Source organism: Halanaerobium sp., from assembly GCF_003070835.1.
In genome coordinates this window covers 1-14,292 of sequence record NZ_QBLR01000077.1, presented here as the reverse complement: position 1 = coordinate 14,292, position 14,292 = coordinate 1, and the positions used below count along the sequence as shown (strand labels likewise).

Genomic DNA, 14,292 nt, shown 5'->3' with positions numbered 1-14,292 from the left:
AATTATTGACTGGATAAAGACCTGTAGAGTTAATAATATTATCCAGTACCTTGGTACCTAAAGCAGGTAAGCCTTCTCCGGTTACCCCATCTTCTTTCAACATCTTGGTCTGTTTTCTAACAACCTTCATCATTTCATCTTTAAAGTATTCAACCTGTTTTTCATCAGCTTTTACAACCACAGCCTTTAAATTTTTGGAGCCCATTACTGCCCCGACTCCAGTTCTGCCAGCTGCTCTATCTTTTTCATTCATAATTGCAGCAAATTTAACTAAGTTTTCACCAGCAGGACCAATACAGCTGACCCTTGCATTTTTATTTCCGGCTTTTTCAATCAAAAGATCAGTGGTCTCATAAACAGTTTTACCCCAGAGTTCAGATGCATCTTTAAGTTCAACCTGATCTCCCATAATTGATAAATAAAGAGGGCGTTCTGCCTTACCTTCAAAAATTATAATGTCATTTCCACTAAATCTTAATTCTGCTCCAAAAAATCCACCAGAGTTACTGCTGGCAATAGTCCCTGTGAGAGGCCCTTTGGTGACAACCATATAGCGGCCACCGGTAGAAGCTGCTGTTCCAGTTAAAAGTCCAGTCGCATAAATCAGTTTGTTCTCCGGACTTAGTGGATCAACTTTTGGATCAATCTCATCATAGAGAATTTTTGATGCTAAACCTCTACCCCCAAGATAGTTTTTAACATTTTCACCTGTAATTGTTTCTCGCTTAATTTCTTCCCTTGTTAAGTCTACTCTCAAAACCTGATACTCATAAATTTTACCCATTAATTATACCTCCTTTAAAATTACTCTTCTTTCCAAGCACGGGAGGCTGAGTCATTTCTTCCTCAACCCCGGTCCAGCCACCATAGATAATTCCGTAGGCAAAAGGACTCGAAGGTATACTTTACTTATTAAGTATTAAAGTTCAATTTCCTGCTTTATTTTTTTAATTTTTTTAATTTTTTGTTTTTCTTGTTCAGTTTTAACCTTTGCTCAGTAATCATTAAGCTAATATAAGTATATTTACTCTAAATATTTAAGTAAATATACTTATATTTTTAAAAATTATTTATTTAAATATTAATCTATTATTAAAAACCTTCGTAAGCACTTTCAAAGATTTCAATTACTTCTTCTACAGTTGCCTGTCTTGGGTTAGTAGCACTACTTGCATCAGCTAAAGCATTTTTAGCTAAGGTTTCAAAGTCTTTAGGATCAACATCATCCAGTTCCTCTAAGCTTCCAGGTATACCTAAGTCTGCAGCTAAATCAACAATAGCCATAATTCCTTCATCTGCTGCTTCCATAACTGTCATACCCTCAGTTTTAGCTCCTAATAACCTACCCATTTTAGCTACTTTTTCTGGTTTAGCAAGTTTATTAAAGTTTGTTACATGAGGAAGTAAAATAGCATTACAAACACCATGTGGTAGGTCATAAAATCCACCAAGCTGATGTGCCATACCGTGAACTAAACCAAGAGAAGCATTATTGAATGCCATACCCGCTAAAAACTGAGCATAAGCCATTTTTTCTCTGAGTTCATAGTCAGAACCATTAGCTACAACCTTACGCAAATTCTCTCCAATCAATTCAAATGCTTTTTCTGCAGCTGAATCGGTTAAAGGATTAGCAATAGTAGAAACATAAGCTTCTACAGCATGAGTAAGAGCATCCATGCCGGTATTAGCAGTTAAGGCCTGAGGTTTTTCCAGCATTAATACTGGATCATTAATTGATACATTAGGTGTTACTCTCCAGTCAACTATAGCCATTTTAATATGTCTTTCTTCATCAGTTATAATACAGAAACGAGTCATTTCACTAGCTGTACCAGCTGTAGTATTAACAGCTACTAAGGGCATAATAGCTTTATTAAGCTCATTTAAGCCCTCATAATCCTGAATTTTACCACCATTAGTGGCAACAGTAGCAATACCTTTAGCACAGTCATGAGAGCTTCCCCCACCAAGTGAGACAATAACATCAACATTTTCGGAGTCTATAAGTTTTAAACCATCCTCTACATTAGAAACAGTAGGGTTTGGCTGTACTCCATCAAAAACAACAAAATCTATACCTGCTTCTTCAAGATGATCAGTTACAGTTTCAACTATACCAATTTTAACTAATACTTCATCAGTTACAATTAAAGCCTTTGAACCATTTTGACGCTTAATATGCTCACCAATTTCACTAACTGTGTCTTTACCTAATACATTAACTGAGGGAATAAAATATCTACTTACCTGTGCCATTTACTTAACCACTCCTTTTTTGAATTTAGACTAAATTAAGAAAATTTAAATAAGTTGTCTAAATTATAAAAGATAGAGATCGAGTTGTCAAGAAATTTCATTAAATTATTTTTTTCGCATTTTTAATTAATTTTTTCACATTAGTTTTTTTGATTCAAGGACACTGAATAACTCCGCGAGCCCAGAGGCAGTCTCCACAGACCGGAAATTCATTACCATGGCAGTCTTCTGTATTTTCTTTAGACATCTCACAGCCCGAACACTGAGTACAGTCAGAAAAAGGAAATTCCTTAACTTTTTTGCGAAAATCTTTAAATTTCTCCTTATTCCAGATTTCTAAGAGCGATTCTTCTGTTATTTTTCCCAGCGAAAATTTATTAATATGTTTTTCTCGTTCTCTAATATAGAGGTCATAGCTGTGCATTAAAGCAATACAGGGGCTTATCTCTCCCTGCCAGTTAACTGCAATTGAACCATCCTCTATAAATTTACAGTAACCACGATGTGGATTAAATGGAACCTGGGTTGTGCTGATCGAACTTGATTTTCCTCCCACTGCAGATAGATCACGGATAATATCTTCTCGCAAATCAGTTGGCGGCAGATAAATTTCAGGTCTGTGTTCAGTTCTGATTTCAGGTTGAGAGCGGCTGATGGAAAATGAATAAAGTATTTCATCTGACATATCCTCAGTATAGGGCAGCAGATTGGTAAGAAATATAAAGGAAGCCCCCATTCTAAAAGCCAGTTTACGCAGATCCTTAAGTTCGTCCACATTTGATTTCATAATCACATATTCAATTCCAATTTCACATTCTTTCTGTTTTTTATCCCGTAAACTGTGAAAACTGCGCACATTTTCAATTACAGTTTTTAGATCAGCTCCAGATCGAATATCTGCCATAGTCTCTGGAGAAGTTCCATCAACCGAAACTACCAGACTGTCAAGACCAGCTTCCAGTAAGGCTTCTGCTTTTTTATGATCCAGTAAAAGAGCATTAGTGATTATCTGAGTTCTAACTCCCAGTCCGGAACCCAACTCAATCATTTCCGCAATCTGAGGATGGAAAAGTGGTTCTCCAATTCCCCAGAAAGAAATTTTCTCTAAACCGTCAAATTCTTTTAACTCTTCAATTAATTTTTTATAATCATCCAGCTCCATAAATCCCAGCTCTTCATCCCAGGAATGACGGACACAGGTCTTGCAGTTTAAGTTGCAGTCACTGGTTGGTTCAATATAAACTTTTGTCAGTCTGGGATCAGCTCTTTCGATATACATTCCATCCTGATTGAACTTGATTTTAAGATCTGTATCCGCTTCCAGACCTATTTTTTCTTTTAACATTTCCGGCAGTTCCAGCTTTCCGTCTTTTAGTGAGAGCTCTATCTCTTCTGGAAGTTCTTCCGTTAAACCAGCACTGCGCCAGAATTGTGGATTGTTGATTAAAAACTGCATAATTTGCCCCTTTCTGCTGCTAAATATTTTTAGTATTAATAACTTTGTTAAATTAAACCTGAATAAACATTTTCACTCCCAGTCCAGCAATCTCTGTTCTCCTTCTAATTCTCTAAGTTCTGTAAGATCCTGACTGACTTCAATTGTGCCTCTGTAATTTCCATTTTCATCTCTTAAGGCATAATATTCAATCAGAATAAATTTGCCTCGCATCTGAATCCAGAAACGGGCTTTGTCCTTTTCCCCTGCTTTAAAGGCAGTCAGTATTTTTTCCACAATATGCACACTTTCCGGTGGATGACAGTTCTTAACTGTGCGGCCGATAATCGCTTTTGAACGCGGGAAAAATCTATCTTCCGGATTGGAAAAAAATTTAACCCTGTCATTTTGATCAACATAGGTAATGTCCAGCGGCAGTTTGTTAATCATCATTTTTACTTCTTCCAGGCTTAAATTACCTGTTCCCAGACCCAGCATTACACCTTCTAAAGGAATTTCTCCGGTCACGGTATCTGATTCCATTTCCGGCAGTGAACCTGGATGAGTGTAATCGGAATCTTCTTCAGCAGAAGATCCCGGCTGCCCCTGTTTATTTAAGGCTTTCTGTTTCGATTCTTCATTTTTTATTTTCTTTCCATTTTCGTCTTTTTTAGAAAGAATGTTTTTTTGCGGTGGTTCAATATAAACATAGCCCATCTGCATACTTTCTCGCTGGATTTGCTTCCATTCTTTAAGAGTTAAAGTTTCCATTGCTACCGGGAAAACTACATTTTCCTCTTTAAAAATCATTCTGTACATTAACATTAAAATTTCACCCAGGAGCTGTCTAATCTCCATATCAAAATTATCTCTATCACTGAGCAAATTTAGTAATTTTTTAAGATTTTTTCGGATATCATCATGCAGTGACCACATAACATTTAAGGGACGATAATTCTTCCATTTTTTCTCCAGATAGGGAAAGAGAATATTTTCTTTTCTGACAAAGTGTCTATCAAATTCCTGCAGCTGCATAGTCAAACTGCGTAAGTTTTCAATTTCCTCTTCCTTTACTGTTTCTGAATCAAATTCTATCCTTTTTATATTGTCCTTAAATTTTCGCAGCAGTTTTTCCAGTTCCCGATTTTCCTGCATTAAATAATAAAGAGGGTGGCCCGCTTCCGGCTTATCCCACTCATATTTTTCCAGATGTGGATTTAAGACATTCATGATTTTTTCTATATCCTCTTTGATCTCAGACGGTTTGACACCTTTTTTGATCTGTAAATCCTCCATAGCAATCATATCATGAGGAGTTACATTTTCTATTGCTTCCTGATATTGATCAATCAGCTCTTTACCATTTTTTCCTGCCATCATTCCCATCGAAAATTCTAGTAACTGCTGAACCCGCTGCTCACTGTTATTTATAAATTCGGACATTAAATCCGCCTCCAGTTAATTAGTTTTAATTTTTAGTTAATTTTATTTTATCTTTTCTAGAAGTTTTTTGCAATGGCATAAGGGGTTTTAGATGGAAAATAGCCAGCCCTGGACCGGGACTGGCTTAGTTTGAAAAAATTATAATGGAAATAAATAATATATTGGAAATAATAAAACTACCCTAATAAATAAATTTGATCCATAAATTCTATTTTAAATCTGGCTGGAGTATTTTCTTTTGCTGCTGCTTTTTCGCCGGCAAGAGAGTAATAATAGACTGCTGTTTTAGCTGCTTCAAATAAAGATAGACCTGAGTTTTTGGCTGTTGCAGCAAAAACCGCCAGAGTTGAGCCCAGCATACAGCCAGTACCCACAACTTCTCCCATTAGTGGGTGACCTCGATTTATTTCTGCCAGCTGACTGCCCTCAGCAATTAAATCTGTGTCCGAACTGACCACAACAGCTGTATCCAATCTCTGAGCCAGCAGCGATGCATTTTCTGCTATCTCTTCATATTCTCCTATCGACTCTACACCTTTAACCTCCGCTGTCTTCCCGGCCAGTAAGGAAATTTCTCCTTTATTTCCTTTGATCAGGGCTATTTTTAACTCAGACAATATTTGTTGAGCAGCATCAGTTCTAAATTTCGTAGCTCCAACTCCAACCGGATCTAAAATGATGGGGATCTCCAGTTGATTTGCTCTCCTTCCAGCCTGCAGCATCGATTCCAGCTGAATGGAAGAAATTGTACCCAGGTTCAGAACTAAAGCAGAAGCATTTTCCACCATCTGAGCTGACTCTTCTGCTGCCGGGGCCATCACCGGCAGAGCTCCCCAGTTAAGTGTTAGATTAGCACAGTCATTAACAGTTACATTATTGGTAATATGATGAATTAATGGTTTTTCTGAATTGATCGTCTTTTTTATTAGCTTCCAGTTTTGAGAGAATTCTGCTGCAGTTTTATTATTTTCTGCTGACAATTTAACGCCCTCCTCTGTCTTTTTGCCTCTCTGATAATTTTTTTAAATTCTAGAGCCTCATTTTCTATTCTTTCCGCCTTTGTCAGAGCTGTGATCACCGAAATACAATCAGCTCCATTTTTAATTACCTGAGCCGCATTGTTTTTATTCAGGCCTCCAATTGCTATCAGCGGTAAATCAGTATTTTTTCTAATTTCAGCCAATTTCTGCAGGCCAATTCCATTTTTATCTGGGTTAAGCTGCTTAGATTTAGTTTCAAAAATTGCTCCCACTCCCAGATAATCAGCACCATCATCCTCAGCAGCTGTGATTTCCTGATTGAGCCAGGCAGAAAGGCCAATAATTTTATCCGGCCCCAGGATTTTGCGAGCAGACCGCAGAGGCAGGTCGCTCTGCCCCAGATGAACCCCATCTGCATCTAGAGCCTGGGCCAGATCTACCCGATCATTGACTATAAAATTAATTCCATACTGGCGGCATATTTTTTTAACCTGCTTTCCCAGCTGGAATTTTTCTCTCAAAGACAGATTTTTTTCCCGCAGCTGAATTACATCCACTCCGGCAGCTGCTGCTTCTTTAACAACTTCTATAGATTTTCTGCCTGCTGATAAACTTTCTTCTGTAATTAAGTAAAGATCCCAGTTTAACATTTTTATTTTTACCTCCTCAGATATTTTCTCTTACTGCTAGATAAACTTAAGAGAACTAATAAGTGGATTATCACTCTGCTGCTGATTATTACTCTGATTTTGAAGCTGCCAGAGATGATTAACCGGGCTATTACCCTGACCAACAGGAAAATAATTTTTGATGGCTCCGGTGATAAACTCTTTTGCCTGTCCCACTGCTTTTTCCATCTTCATTCCCCGGGCCAGATTGGAAGCAATTGCAGCGGACAGTGTACAGCCCGTCCCGTGAGTATTGCTGCTTGGAATATAATCTGCTTCAAATTCAATAAACTGACTGCCATCATAGAGCAGATCACCAGCCTTCTGCAGCTTCTTTTCTTTACTGCTGTGGCCGCCTTTAATCAGAACATAGCTGCTGCCGTATTTGATCAATTCTTCTGCCAGATAATGAGGATCAACAGCTTCTTCTGGAGCAGCTCCGGTCAGCACCCGGGCCTCATGCAGATTGGGGGTAATAATTTCTGCCAGTGGAAAAAGTTTTTCCTGATAGGTCGTTACTGCTTCTGGTTCTAAAAGCAGATCTCCACTGGTGGCTACCATAACCGGATCCACTACCAGATTGGAAAGGGAATATTCTTTGATTTTTAGAGCTACTTCTGCAATAATTTTACTATTGGCCAGCATCCCAGTTTTCAGGGCAGAAAACTCTATATCTCTTAAAACTGATTCCAGCTGAGAAGCTACAGCTGTCACAGAAAGAGTTTTAACATCCTGAACTCCCAGAGTATTCTGAGCTGTAACTGCAGTAATTACAGAAGCACCATAAACCTGATGAACAGTCATCGTTTTCAAATCAGCCTGAATTCCGGCACCACCACCAGAATCAGAACCGGCAATTGTTAACACCTTTTTCAAATTTATCAGCTCCTTTTGTTCGCTTAATTTAATTAACCAATCTTAAAATTTATTCAGTCATTTTTCTATCTTTAAGTATTAGTTTAAATCTTCAATAAATGTTAAGCTGTCAGCCTTTTCCACAGCTTTTAAGAATAAATAGGCAATAACTGCCCCTCCAGCTGCACTCAAGGAAAAAGGAATGACAAAGAAAAAGACTGCAGAACTGCTGCCCATCAAAAAGCGGGCAATCGGATAGGCGGCTACTGCTCCCAGGAGGCCTGTACCAATTAACTCTCCTGCCAGTGCCCAGCGCTGTTCTTTAAACTTTTGATAAAGCAATCCGGCTATTAAGGCCCCAATCATACTGCCCGGAAAGGCCAGCAGAGAACCGGTACCCAGCATATTTCTGAGCAGAGAAATTGCAAAAGCATTCCAAACTACATAGGCTGGACCCAGTAAAACAGCAGATAAAATGTTAATCAAATGCTGGACCGGAAAAGCTTTTGCCACTCCCACCGGAATATAAATTAAGTGTCCGGTCATTGTTCCCAGAGCAATTAAAAGTGCAGAAAAAGTCAGTTTTTTATTATCCATCTTAATCATCCTTTCAGAATTAATTTGATATTTACTTTAATTGTTTGTCTACTATTTTCATCGCACAATAAGAACCGCACATTGTACAGGCATCTTCTGCTTTTAAAGACTGATTATGTTCTTTTCTTGACTCTCTCAATTTCTCCGGAGCCAGGGCCAGCTCAATTTGTTTTTCCCAGTCTAGTTTCTTCCTGGCTCTTGCCATCTTATTATCTCGCTCTTTTGCTCCCTTAACTCCTTTGGCAATATCGGCTGCATGAGCTGCAATTTTGCAGGCAATAACTCCTTCTCGCACATCTTCAATATCAGGTAAACCAATATGTTCAGCCGGGGTCACATAACAGAGAAAATCAGCTCCCGCCGCTGCCGCTGCAGTACCACCAATAGCAGCTGTAATATGATCATAGCCTGCTGCAATATCTGTAACTAAAGGTCCCAGAACATAAAATGGAGCTTCTTTACAGAGTTCTTTCTGCAGTTTAATATTTGTTTCAATCTGATCATAGGGTACATGTCCAGGTCCCTCTACCATTACCTGAACATCTGCTTCTCTAGCTCGATCTACCAGTTCACCCAGCACTAAAAGTTCATGGATCTGAGCTCGATCTGTTGCATCTGCCAGACTGCCCGGACGGAGGGCATCCCCCAGACTTAAAGTTACATCATTTTTATAACAAATTTCTAAGAGACGGTCATAATACTCAAAAAGTGGGTTTTCCTGATCATTATGCAGCATCCAGGCTGCCATAAACGAACCACCCCGGCTGACAATATCAGTTACTCTCCCTTCAGCTGCCAGATGCCTTAGAGTTTCTAAAGTCAGACCACAGTGAACTGTAATAAAATCGACTCCTTCTTCAGCCTGATCTGCAATCACTCCAAATAATTCTTCAACTTCCATTTCTATTATTCCCCGGCCGGACTTTACCGTTTCTACAGCTGCCTGGTAAATAGGCACTGTTCCTACCGGCAGTTTTGAATTGTTTAAAATTGCCTCTCTGGTTTCTTTAATTTTATCTCCAGTTGAGAGGTCCATCACCGCGTCTGCACCAGCCTCAACAGCTGCTTTTAATTTTTCTAATTCATTCTCAAGCTGATCATAGTCTTCAGAAGTTCCAAAATTAGCATTAACCTTCGTTTTTAAACCCTGACCAAAGGCTACAGCTTCCAGCTTACTGTGATTTACATTTGCCGGAATCACTATCCTTCCAGTCGCCACTTTGTCTCTGATATATTCTGCACTAACCCCTTCATTTACTGCTGCCAGTCTCATTTCTGCGCTTATCTCACCATTTTTTGCTCTTGTTACCTGAGTCATAATCGTCAGCTCCTTTTATTTTAAATTATTTTTAATTATATTTTTTTGATTCTACTCTTGCTTTTGAAAATAAAGTTTCATATAAAAACAAAAAACACAGCCTCCCAACTAAGGAAACTGTGTTTAATAACTTAAGCAATTATTTAAATAATCACTCCGCACAACTCCCTTCGCTGGTATTATCCAGATCAGGTCCAAAGGGTCAAAGCATCTGCTTTATCTCAACCAAAAGGCTCCCCTGTCAATATTCAATTTTCTGATTAAAGCTTAATTTTTTAACTTACTAGTTTTGCGAACTCGACATTATTTGTTTTCCAGTGCCTTCATTACCATTATCAGCACAATATAGGTTACTATAGTTGTTGGAATCAAAAATGTCGCATTATAAACTGTGGAGTATACCCAGACATTCTGGCCTTCTGGCGCATAACTGCTAAAAAAGATAACTCCTGATATAATGTGAACAATTAACCTTAATGCCGAGGCCACTACCACTGCCCAGAACATTTTAAGAGGCTGAATAATCTTGTCTTTTCTGATCTTAAACATTCCTGCTACCCCTAAAACCATATAAGGTAAAGGATAATCCATAATCAGCTGTACCGGGTGGATAATATAGGCTCCAAACATCAGCTGCAGCAGTCCATAGGCCAGTCCACTAAACATACCGGCACCAGCTCCCCAGCGAAAGGCAATCACTAAAACAGGCAGCATCTCCAAACTGATGGAACCACCCTGAGGCATCCGCCAGAGTTTGAGAAAATTAAGCACCACTGCTAAAGCCACCGCAACTCCAATCTCAGCCAGCATTCTTGTTGAAAATTTATTCTGCATAATAAAAACCCTCCTGATTTGTGAGGAACAAACCGGAGGGTTTAAGATCTTTATATAGCTACCTACGCCTGCATTACCAGGATCAGGTCTGTGGGTCGATGATTACTCATCCTCTCAGCCTCCAGTTTGGCTCCCCAGTCTTTAGTTTTAAAATCTAGTCATGTAGAGATCTCTATCTAGCTGTATTATACAATAGAAATTGAGATTAATCAAATAAAATCCTGATACTTCTGTTTCCCGGACAAAAATCTCATAATTACAACATCCTTTTTATCTTCATTGATTAAATAAAAGGCATTGTCTAAATCATTATAAGCCTGTTTCGTAATTTTTAAGCTATAATCATTCTTTTCCATACTTTTCCCTTAGTTCTGAGAAAACCTCTTCGCCATCCAGTAATTCTGCCCCATCTTTTATTTCATTTTCTGCTTCTGCTAATTTCTGATATAAATCTAATTTAGCAATTGATCTATCATAAGTCTCAACACTCATTACAACAAGATCTCCATATCCGTTTTTAGTAATAAAAATTGGTTCATTACTTTGGTGACAGATTTCAGATATTTCTTTAGTATTTCTCAATTCTTTTATCGGTTTAATTTGAGGCATATTATCAACTCCTCTTGTTTATCATGTCATAATTATATCATTAAAATGACATATTTACAATTTGAATTAAACCAAAATCTGTCATCACTTTTTTTACTCAACTCTAATAATCACAGTCTCTCCTTCATCATCAACCCTTAGAATTTCTTTTTCTTCAGAAAGGTCGTCAATAGTTTTGGTCAGAGCATTTAAATCAATATCCTTTTCAGCCATCTTATCTTTTGCTGACTGAGGTACAAAATTTAAGATACTCTTTGCTATTCCGAGAGGCAGTGACATATTAACCTTTTCTTTACCAGTTTCATTGACAATTATTCGCAAGTGTCTCTTATTCCCCTCTTTAGAATCTGATTTCTCGGTCCTTTCTCTGTTTTTTAACTGAAGCGCGCCCGTCTGGCCACTTTCTTCTTCACCTAAAGCTGCCAGTAGTTTTTCAGTCTCTTCAGCATTAATTTTTCCGTCCTGCAGCATTTCCAAAATCCTCATTTTTTCTTCATTCATCATTTTTCAGCTCCCTTTAAATTTTAATAGTTTATAATTCTAAGCAAACAATAGAAACTTAAAAAATTATCTCTCAAAATTAGAATCCTAAATTAAATTTCTTTCAACCTCTGTGCTGCTTCCACTGCTTCAATTTCTCCCGCTTCCAATAAATCTAGAATCTCTCTCCTTTTTTCCTGCTGCTCTTCTTCAGCAAAATCATCTTCATAGCCTAAGGACTTAATCAATTCATTCAGCTTATTTCTGACTGTCGGGTAGGACATCTCAAGCTCTTTTTCCATATTCTTGATATTACCTCTGGTTTTAATAAAGACCTTTAAAAACTGCTGCTGCTCATAATTTAATTGGAAAAGCTCATCTAAGTAAAAATCTCCGCTAATTTTGGTCTGACAGTTATTACATCTTAATTCAGTTACATTCAATTTCCCCTCACAGGTGGGACATTTAGCCGGAATTGGATATGCCATTTAACTCAACCCCTTTCTCTTATTTAATATTATAAACCTAAAATTAATATTTATAAAGTATTTTTTAAAAAAATTAATTATTTTAATAAAAATATTAAATAAATTAATAAAAGAATAAAAAAGAGCCAAAACAACCGGATTTCAAAATGGCTGCTTCAGCTCTAACAATAATCTATTCAATTTTATTAAACTAAGCAGCTAAAAACCCCAGATCATTTTGACCAGAAGCGGTACTATTACTGTCAGCAGAATCTGCAGGGGAGCACCAACAATAATAAAGTCTTTAAACTTAAAGCCGCCGGAACTGTAAACCATCAGGTTTGTCTGGTAGCCTACAGGACTGGCAAAGGCGGCACTGGCTGCAAAAGTTGTTGTGATAACAAAGGCAAAGGGGTTGATTCCCAGCTGTTCAGCAGTACCTACAGCAATCGGAAGCATCAAAAGTACACTGGCATTATTGCTGATCAGATTTGTTAAAAGTGAAGTCAGCAGATAAATAATCATTAAAATAAATATCGGCTGAAATATTGCTGCTAAATTATTAATTTGAGCAGCAATATAGGCAGCTGTCCCTGATCTCTCTATTGCCATCCCCATTGGAATTAAGCCTGAAAGCAGAAAATATACCTCCCAGTCAATTGCATTAAAAAAATCGTTTTTATTAATACAGCCGCTGAAGGCCATTAAAAAGGCCCCGCTTAAAGCAGCAATTGCCACCGGAATTATTCCCAGTGATACTGAGCCGATAAAAAAAACAAGTACTGCCAGCGAAATATACATTTTCTTGCGGTCAAATAAATTAGGATCATATTCTCGATCAATAATAAAATTACTGTTTTTACGCAGCCTGTTTAAAGTTTTTTCTGTACTCAGTAAAAGCAGAAGATCTCCCGGCTGGAAGCGATAATCTTCCATTCTCTGATGGGTCAGTTCTTCCCCACGCCGCAAAGCGAGAACATTACAGTCATATCTTTCCAAAAAGTTGATTTCCTTTAAAGTTTTATTGACCAAAAAAGAATGGGCAGGAACCACAACCTCAACCAGAGTTTCACCTGCCAGCGGCTGTTCAATTGAATCATCATCAACCACCATTTCCGGCAGAGTTTTCATCCCCTTGCTGTTGGTTAATTCCAGCAGTGTATCCTGCTTTGCTCGAATAATTAAATGGTCACCTACCCTTACAGTCTTTGCATTTAGGGGCTCCATAAACTGTTTGCCATTGCGGATTATCCTGATTATATCATAATCTAAATCCTTATTTTCAGCTATTTCGTCAAAACTCTTACCAACAAAGCTGCAGTCTTCTCCAACTAACACTTCTGTCAGATAGGAGCGCATTTCATACTCATCTGTTAAATCATCTTCAACTTCCAATCTGGCTGGAGTTAATTTATAGCCCACCGTAAGCAAATAAACAATACCAATAAATAAGACAATCAATCCTAAAAGCGAAAATTCGAACATTGAAAAAGGGTGGCCCAGCATTCTTTCAGATACCTGACTGGCAAGCAGATTAGTGGAAGTACCAATTAAAGTTACCGTTCCCCCCAGCATAGCTGCATAAGATAGAGGAATCAGCAGTTTAGAAGGTGAGACATCTGTTTTACGCCCCAGTTCCCTGACCATTGGAATCAGAGCAGCAACAACCGGAGTATTATTGATAACTGCAGATGTTGACCCCGTCAGCGCTGAAATTAAAGTTATCTGCCTTTTAGGATTTTTACCGGTCAGCTTAGAGATTCGATCACCTAAAAGCTGAACTGCTCCACTGCGCTGAATACCGGCACTGAAAACAAACATTGCCATAACAGTAATTGTTGCCGGATTACCAAAGCCAGACAGTGCATCTTCAACTGTCATTTGCGACAGATCGCTAAAAATAGTCAGAGCAATCGGAACTAAAACTGCCATTAGACTGATCGGCATCGGCTCCCAGATGAATAATAAGACAAGAATCAAAATTAGAGCCATGATAAAAATTATACTGCTATTTAATTCTTCCTTAATCTCCGTAACTCCAGCATTTTTCTCCCCACTCAATTGCTGAGCTGATAGACCAGCAGAAAAAGTAATTAAAATTATTGTTAAAACAAAAATTACCAAAAATTTATTTTTGAAAATCATTAAAACACCTCTTTTCCTCCAGGTTTATCCAGGCAACAATTTTTAATTTATCTTAAAAATTTAATCTGATATTTTTAAGTCCTACATTTTATTTTAACTTGAATTCGGCAAGTAAATAGTTAAAGTGGTTCTTTTTAGGTTTTTGCCGTTAAAAAATCATTTCAATCTATTAAAATCAAATATTTAGTCTTAATTTAAATAA

General features: G+C 37.8%; 15 protein-coding genes and 3 riboswitches. All 15 genes read right to left on the bottom strand.

All coding sequences use genetic code 11. The annotated features are described in order from the left end of the window. Positions 1-784, bottom strand: a 784-nt coding sequence (locus CI949_RS09570) for an aldehyde ferredoxin oxidoreductase N-terminal domain-containing protein (protein ID WP_290765682.1), incomplete at its 3' end; no start/stop codon positions are given. Between the two features lie 9 nt (positions 785-793). Then, a riboswitch (molybdenum cofactor riboswitch) is annotated at positions 794-910 on the bottom strand. A gap of 182 nt (positions 911-1,092) precedes the next feature. Continuing rightward, positions 1,093-2,259 carry an iron-containing alcohol dehydrogenase gene (locus tag CI949_RS09565; RefSeq protein WP_111572232.1) on the bottom strand — a complete coding sequence of 389 codons (1,167 nt, stop codon included), beginning with the start codon at positions 2,257-2,259 and terminating at the stop codon, positions 1,093-1,095. A gap of 154 nt (positions 2,260-2,413) precedes the next feature. Beyond that, entirely contained in the window at positions 2,414-3,715 is a 1,302-nt protein-coding gene (locus CI949_RS09560; protein WP_290765673.1) for a radical SAM protein, read from the bottom strand. 72 nt (positions 3,716-3,787) lie between these two features. Then, positions 3,788-5,137, bottom strand: a complete 1,350-nt coding sequence (locus CI949_RS09555; protein WP_133530999.1) for a DUF438 domain-containing protein — start codon at positions 5,135-5,137, stop codon at positions 3,788-3,790. A gap of 176 nt (positions 5,138-5,313) precedes the next feature. Further along, positions 5,314-6,063, bottom strand: a complete 750-nt coding sequence (thiM, locus tag CI949_RS09550) for a hydroxyethylthiazole kinase (RefSeq protein WP_133531007.1) — start codon at positions 6,061-6,063, stop codon at positions 5,314-5,316. Further along, on the bottom strand, positions 6,063-6,767 hold the full coding sequence (thiE, locus tag CI949_RS09545) for a thiamine phosphate synthase (protein WP_243734040.1): 705 nt from the start codon (positions 6,765-6,767) through the stop codon (positions 6,063-6,065). The genes thiM and thiE overlap by 1 nt, the downstream gene beginning before the upstream one ends. 36 nt (positions 6,768-6,803) lie before the next feature. After that, positions 6,804-7,661 (bottom strand): bifunctional hydroxymethylpyrimidine kinase/phosphomethylpyrimidine kinase, encoded by an 858-nt coding sequence (gene thiD, locus CI949_RS09540; protein WP_133530997.1) that lies wholly within the window; start codon positions 7,659-7,661, stop codon positions 6,804-6,806. A gap of 78 nt (positions 7,662-7,739) precedes the next feature. Then, the gene (gene thiW, locus CI949_RS09535) at positions 7,740-8,237 is read right to left on the bottom strand and encodes an energy coupling factor transporter S component ThiW (RefSeq protein WP_133530996.1); all 498 of its coding nucleotides are present in this window, start codon (positions 8,235-8,237) and stop codon (positions 7,740-7,742) included. Between the two features lie 31 nt (positions 8,238-8,268). Continuing rightward, the gene (gene thiC, locus CI949_RS09530; protein WP_290765662.1) at positions 8,269-9,555 is read right to left on the bottom strand and encodes a phosphomethylpyrimidine synthase ThiC; all 1,287 of its coding nucleotides are present in this window, start codon (positions 9,553-9,555) and stop codon (positions 8,269-8,271) included. A 148-nt stretch (positions 9,556-9,703) separates the two neighbouring features. Next, a riboswitch (TPP riboswitch) is annotated at positions 9,704-9,805 on the bottom strand. A 53-nt stretch (positions 9,806-9,858) separates the two neighbouring features. Then, positions 9,859-10,389 (bottom strand): energy-coupled thiamine transporter ThiT, encoded by a 531-nt coding sequence (gene thiT, locus CI949_RS09525; protein WP_133530994.1) that lies wholly within the window; start codon positions 10,387-10,389, stop codon positions 9,859-9,861. 42 nt (positions 10,390-10,431) lie between these two features. Next, positions 10,432-10,536, bottom strand: a riboswitch (TPP riboswitch). 62 nt (positions 10,537-10,598) lie between these two features. After that, the gene (locus CI949_RS09520; RefSeq protein WP_166637171.1) at positions 10,599-10,745 is read right to left on the bottom strand and encodes a hypothetical protein; all 147 of its coding nucleotides are present in this window, start codon (positions 10,743-10,745) and stop codon (positions 10,599-10,601) included. Beyond that, positions 10,732-10,998, bottom strand: a complete 267-nt coding sequence (locus CI949_RS09515) for a type II toxin-antitoxin system prevent-host-death family antitoxin (RefSeq protein ID WP_108142240.1) — start codon at positions 10,996-10,998, stop codon at positions 10,732-10,734. The genes CI949_RS09520 and CI949_RS09515 overlap by 14 nt, the downstream gene beginning before the upstream one ends. Positions 10,999-11,091: 93 nt before the next feature. After that, complete coding sequence (locus tag CI949_RS09510; protein ID WP_133530993.1) at positions 11,092-11,502, bottom strand: SHOCT-like domain-containing protein; 411 nt, start codon at positions 11,500-11,502, stop codon at positions 11,092-11,094. An 89-nt stretch (positions 11,503-11,591) separates the two neighbouring features. Continuing rightward, entirely contained in the window at positions 11,592-11,966 is a 375-nt protein-coding gene (locus CI949_RS09505) for a DUF2089 domain-containing protein (RefSeq protein ID WP_133530992.1), read from the bottom strand. Positions 11,967-12,164: 198 nt separating this feature from the next. Next, positions 12,165-14,090, bottom strand: coding sequence for an SLC13 family permease (locus CI949_RS09500; protein WP_133530991.1), 1,926 nt, complete (start codon positions 14,088-14,090; stop codon positions 12,165-12,167). Between the last annotated feature and the right edge of the window lie 202 nt (positions 14,091-14,292).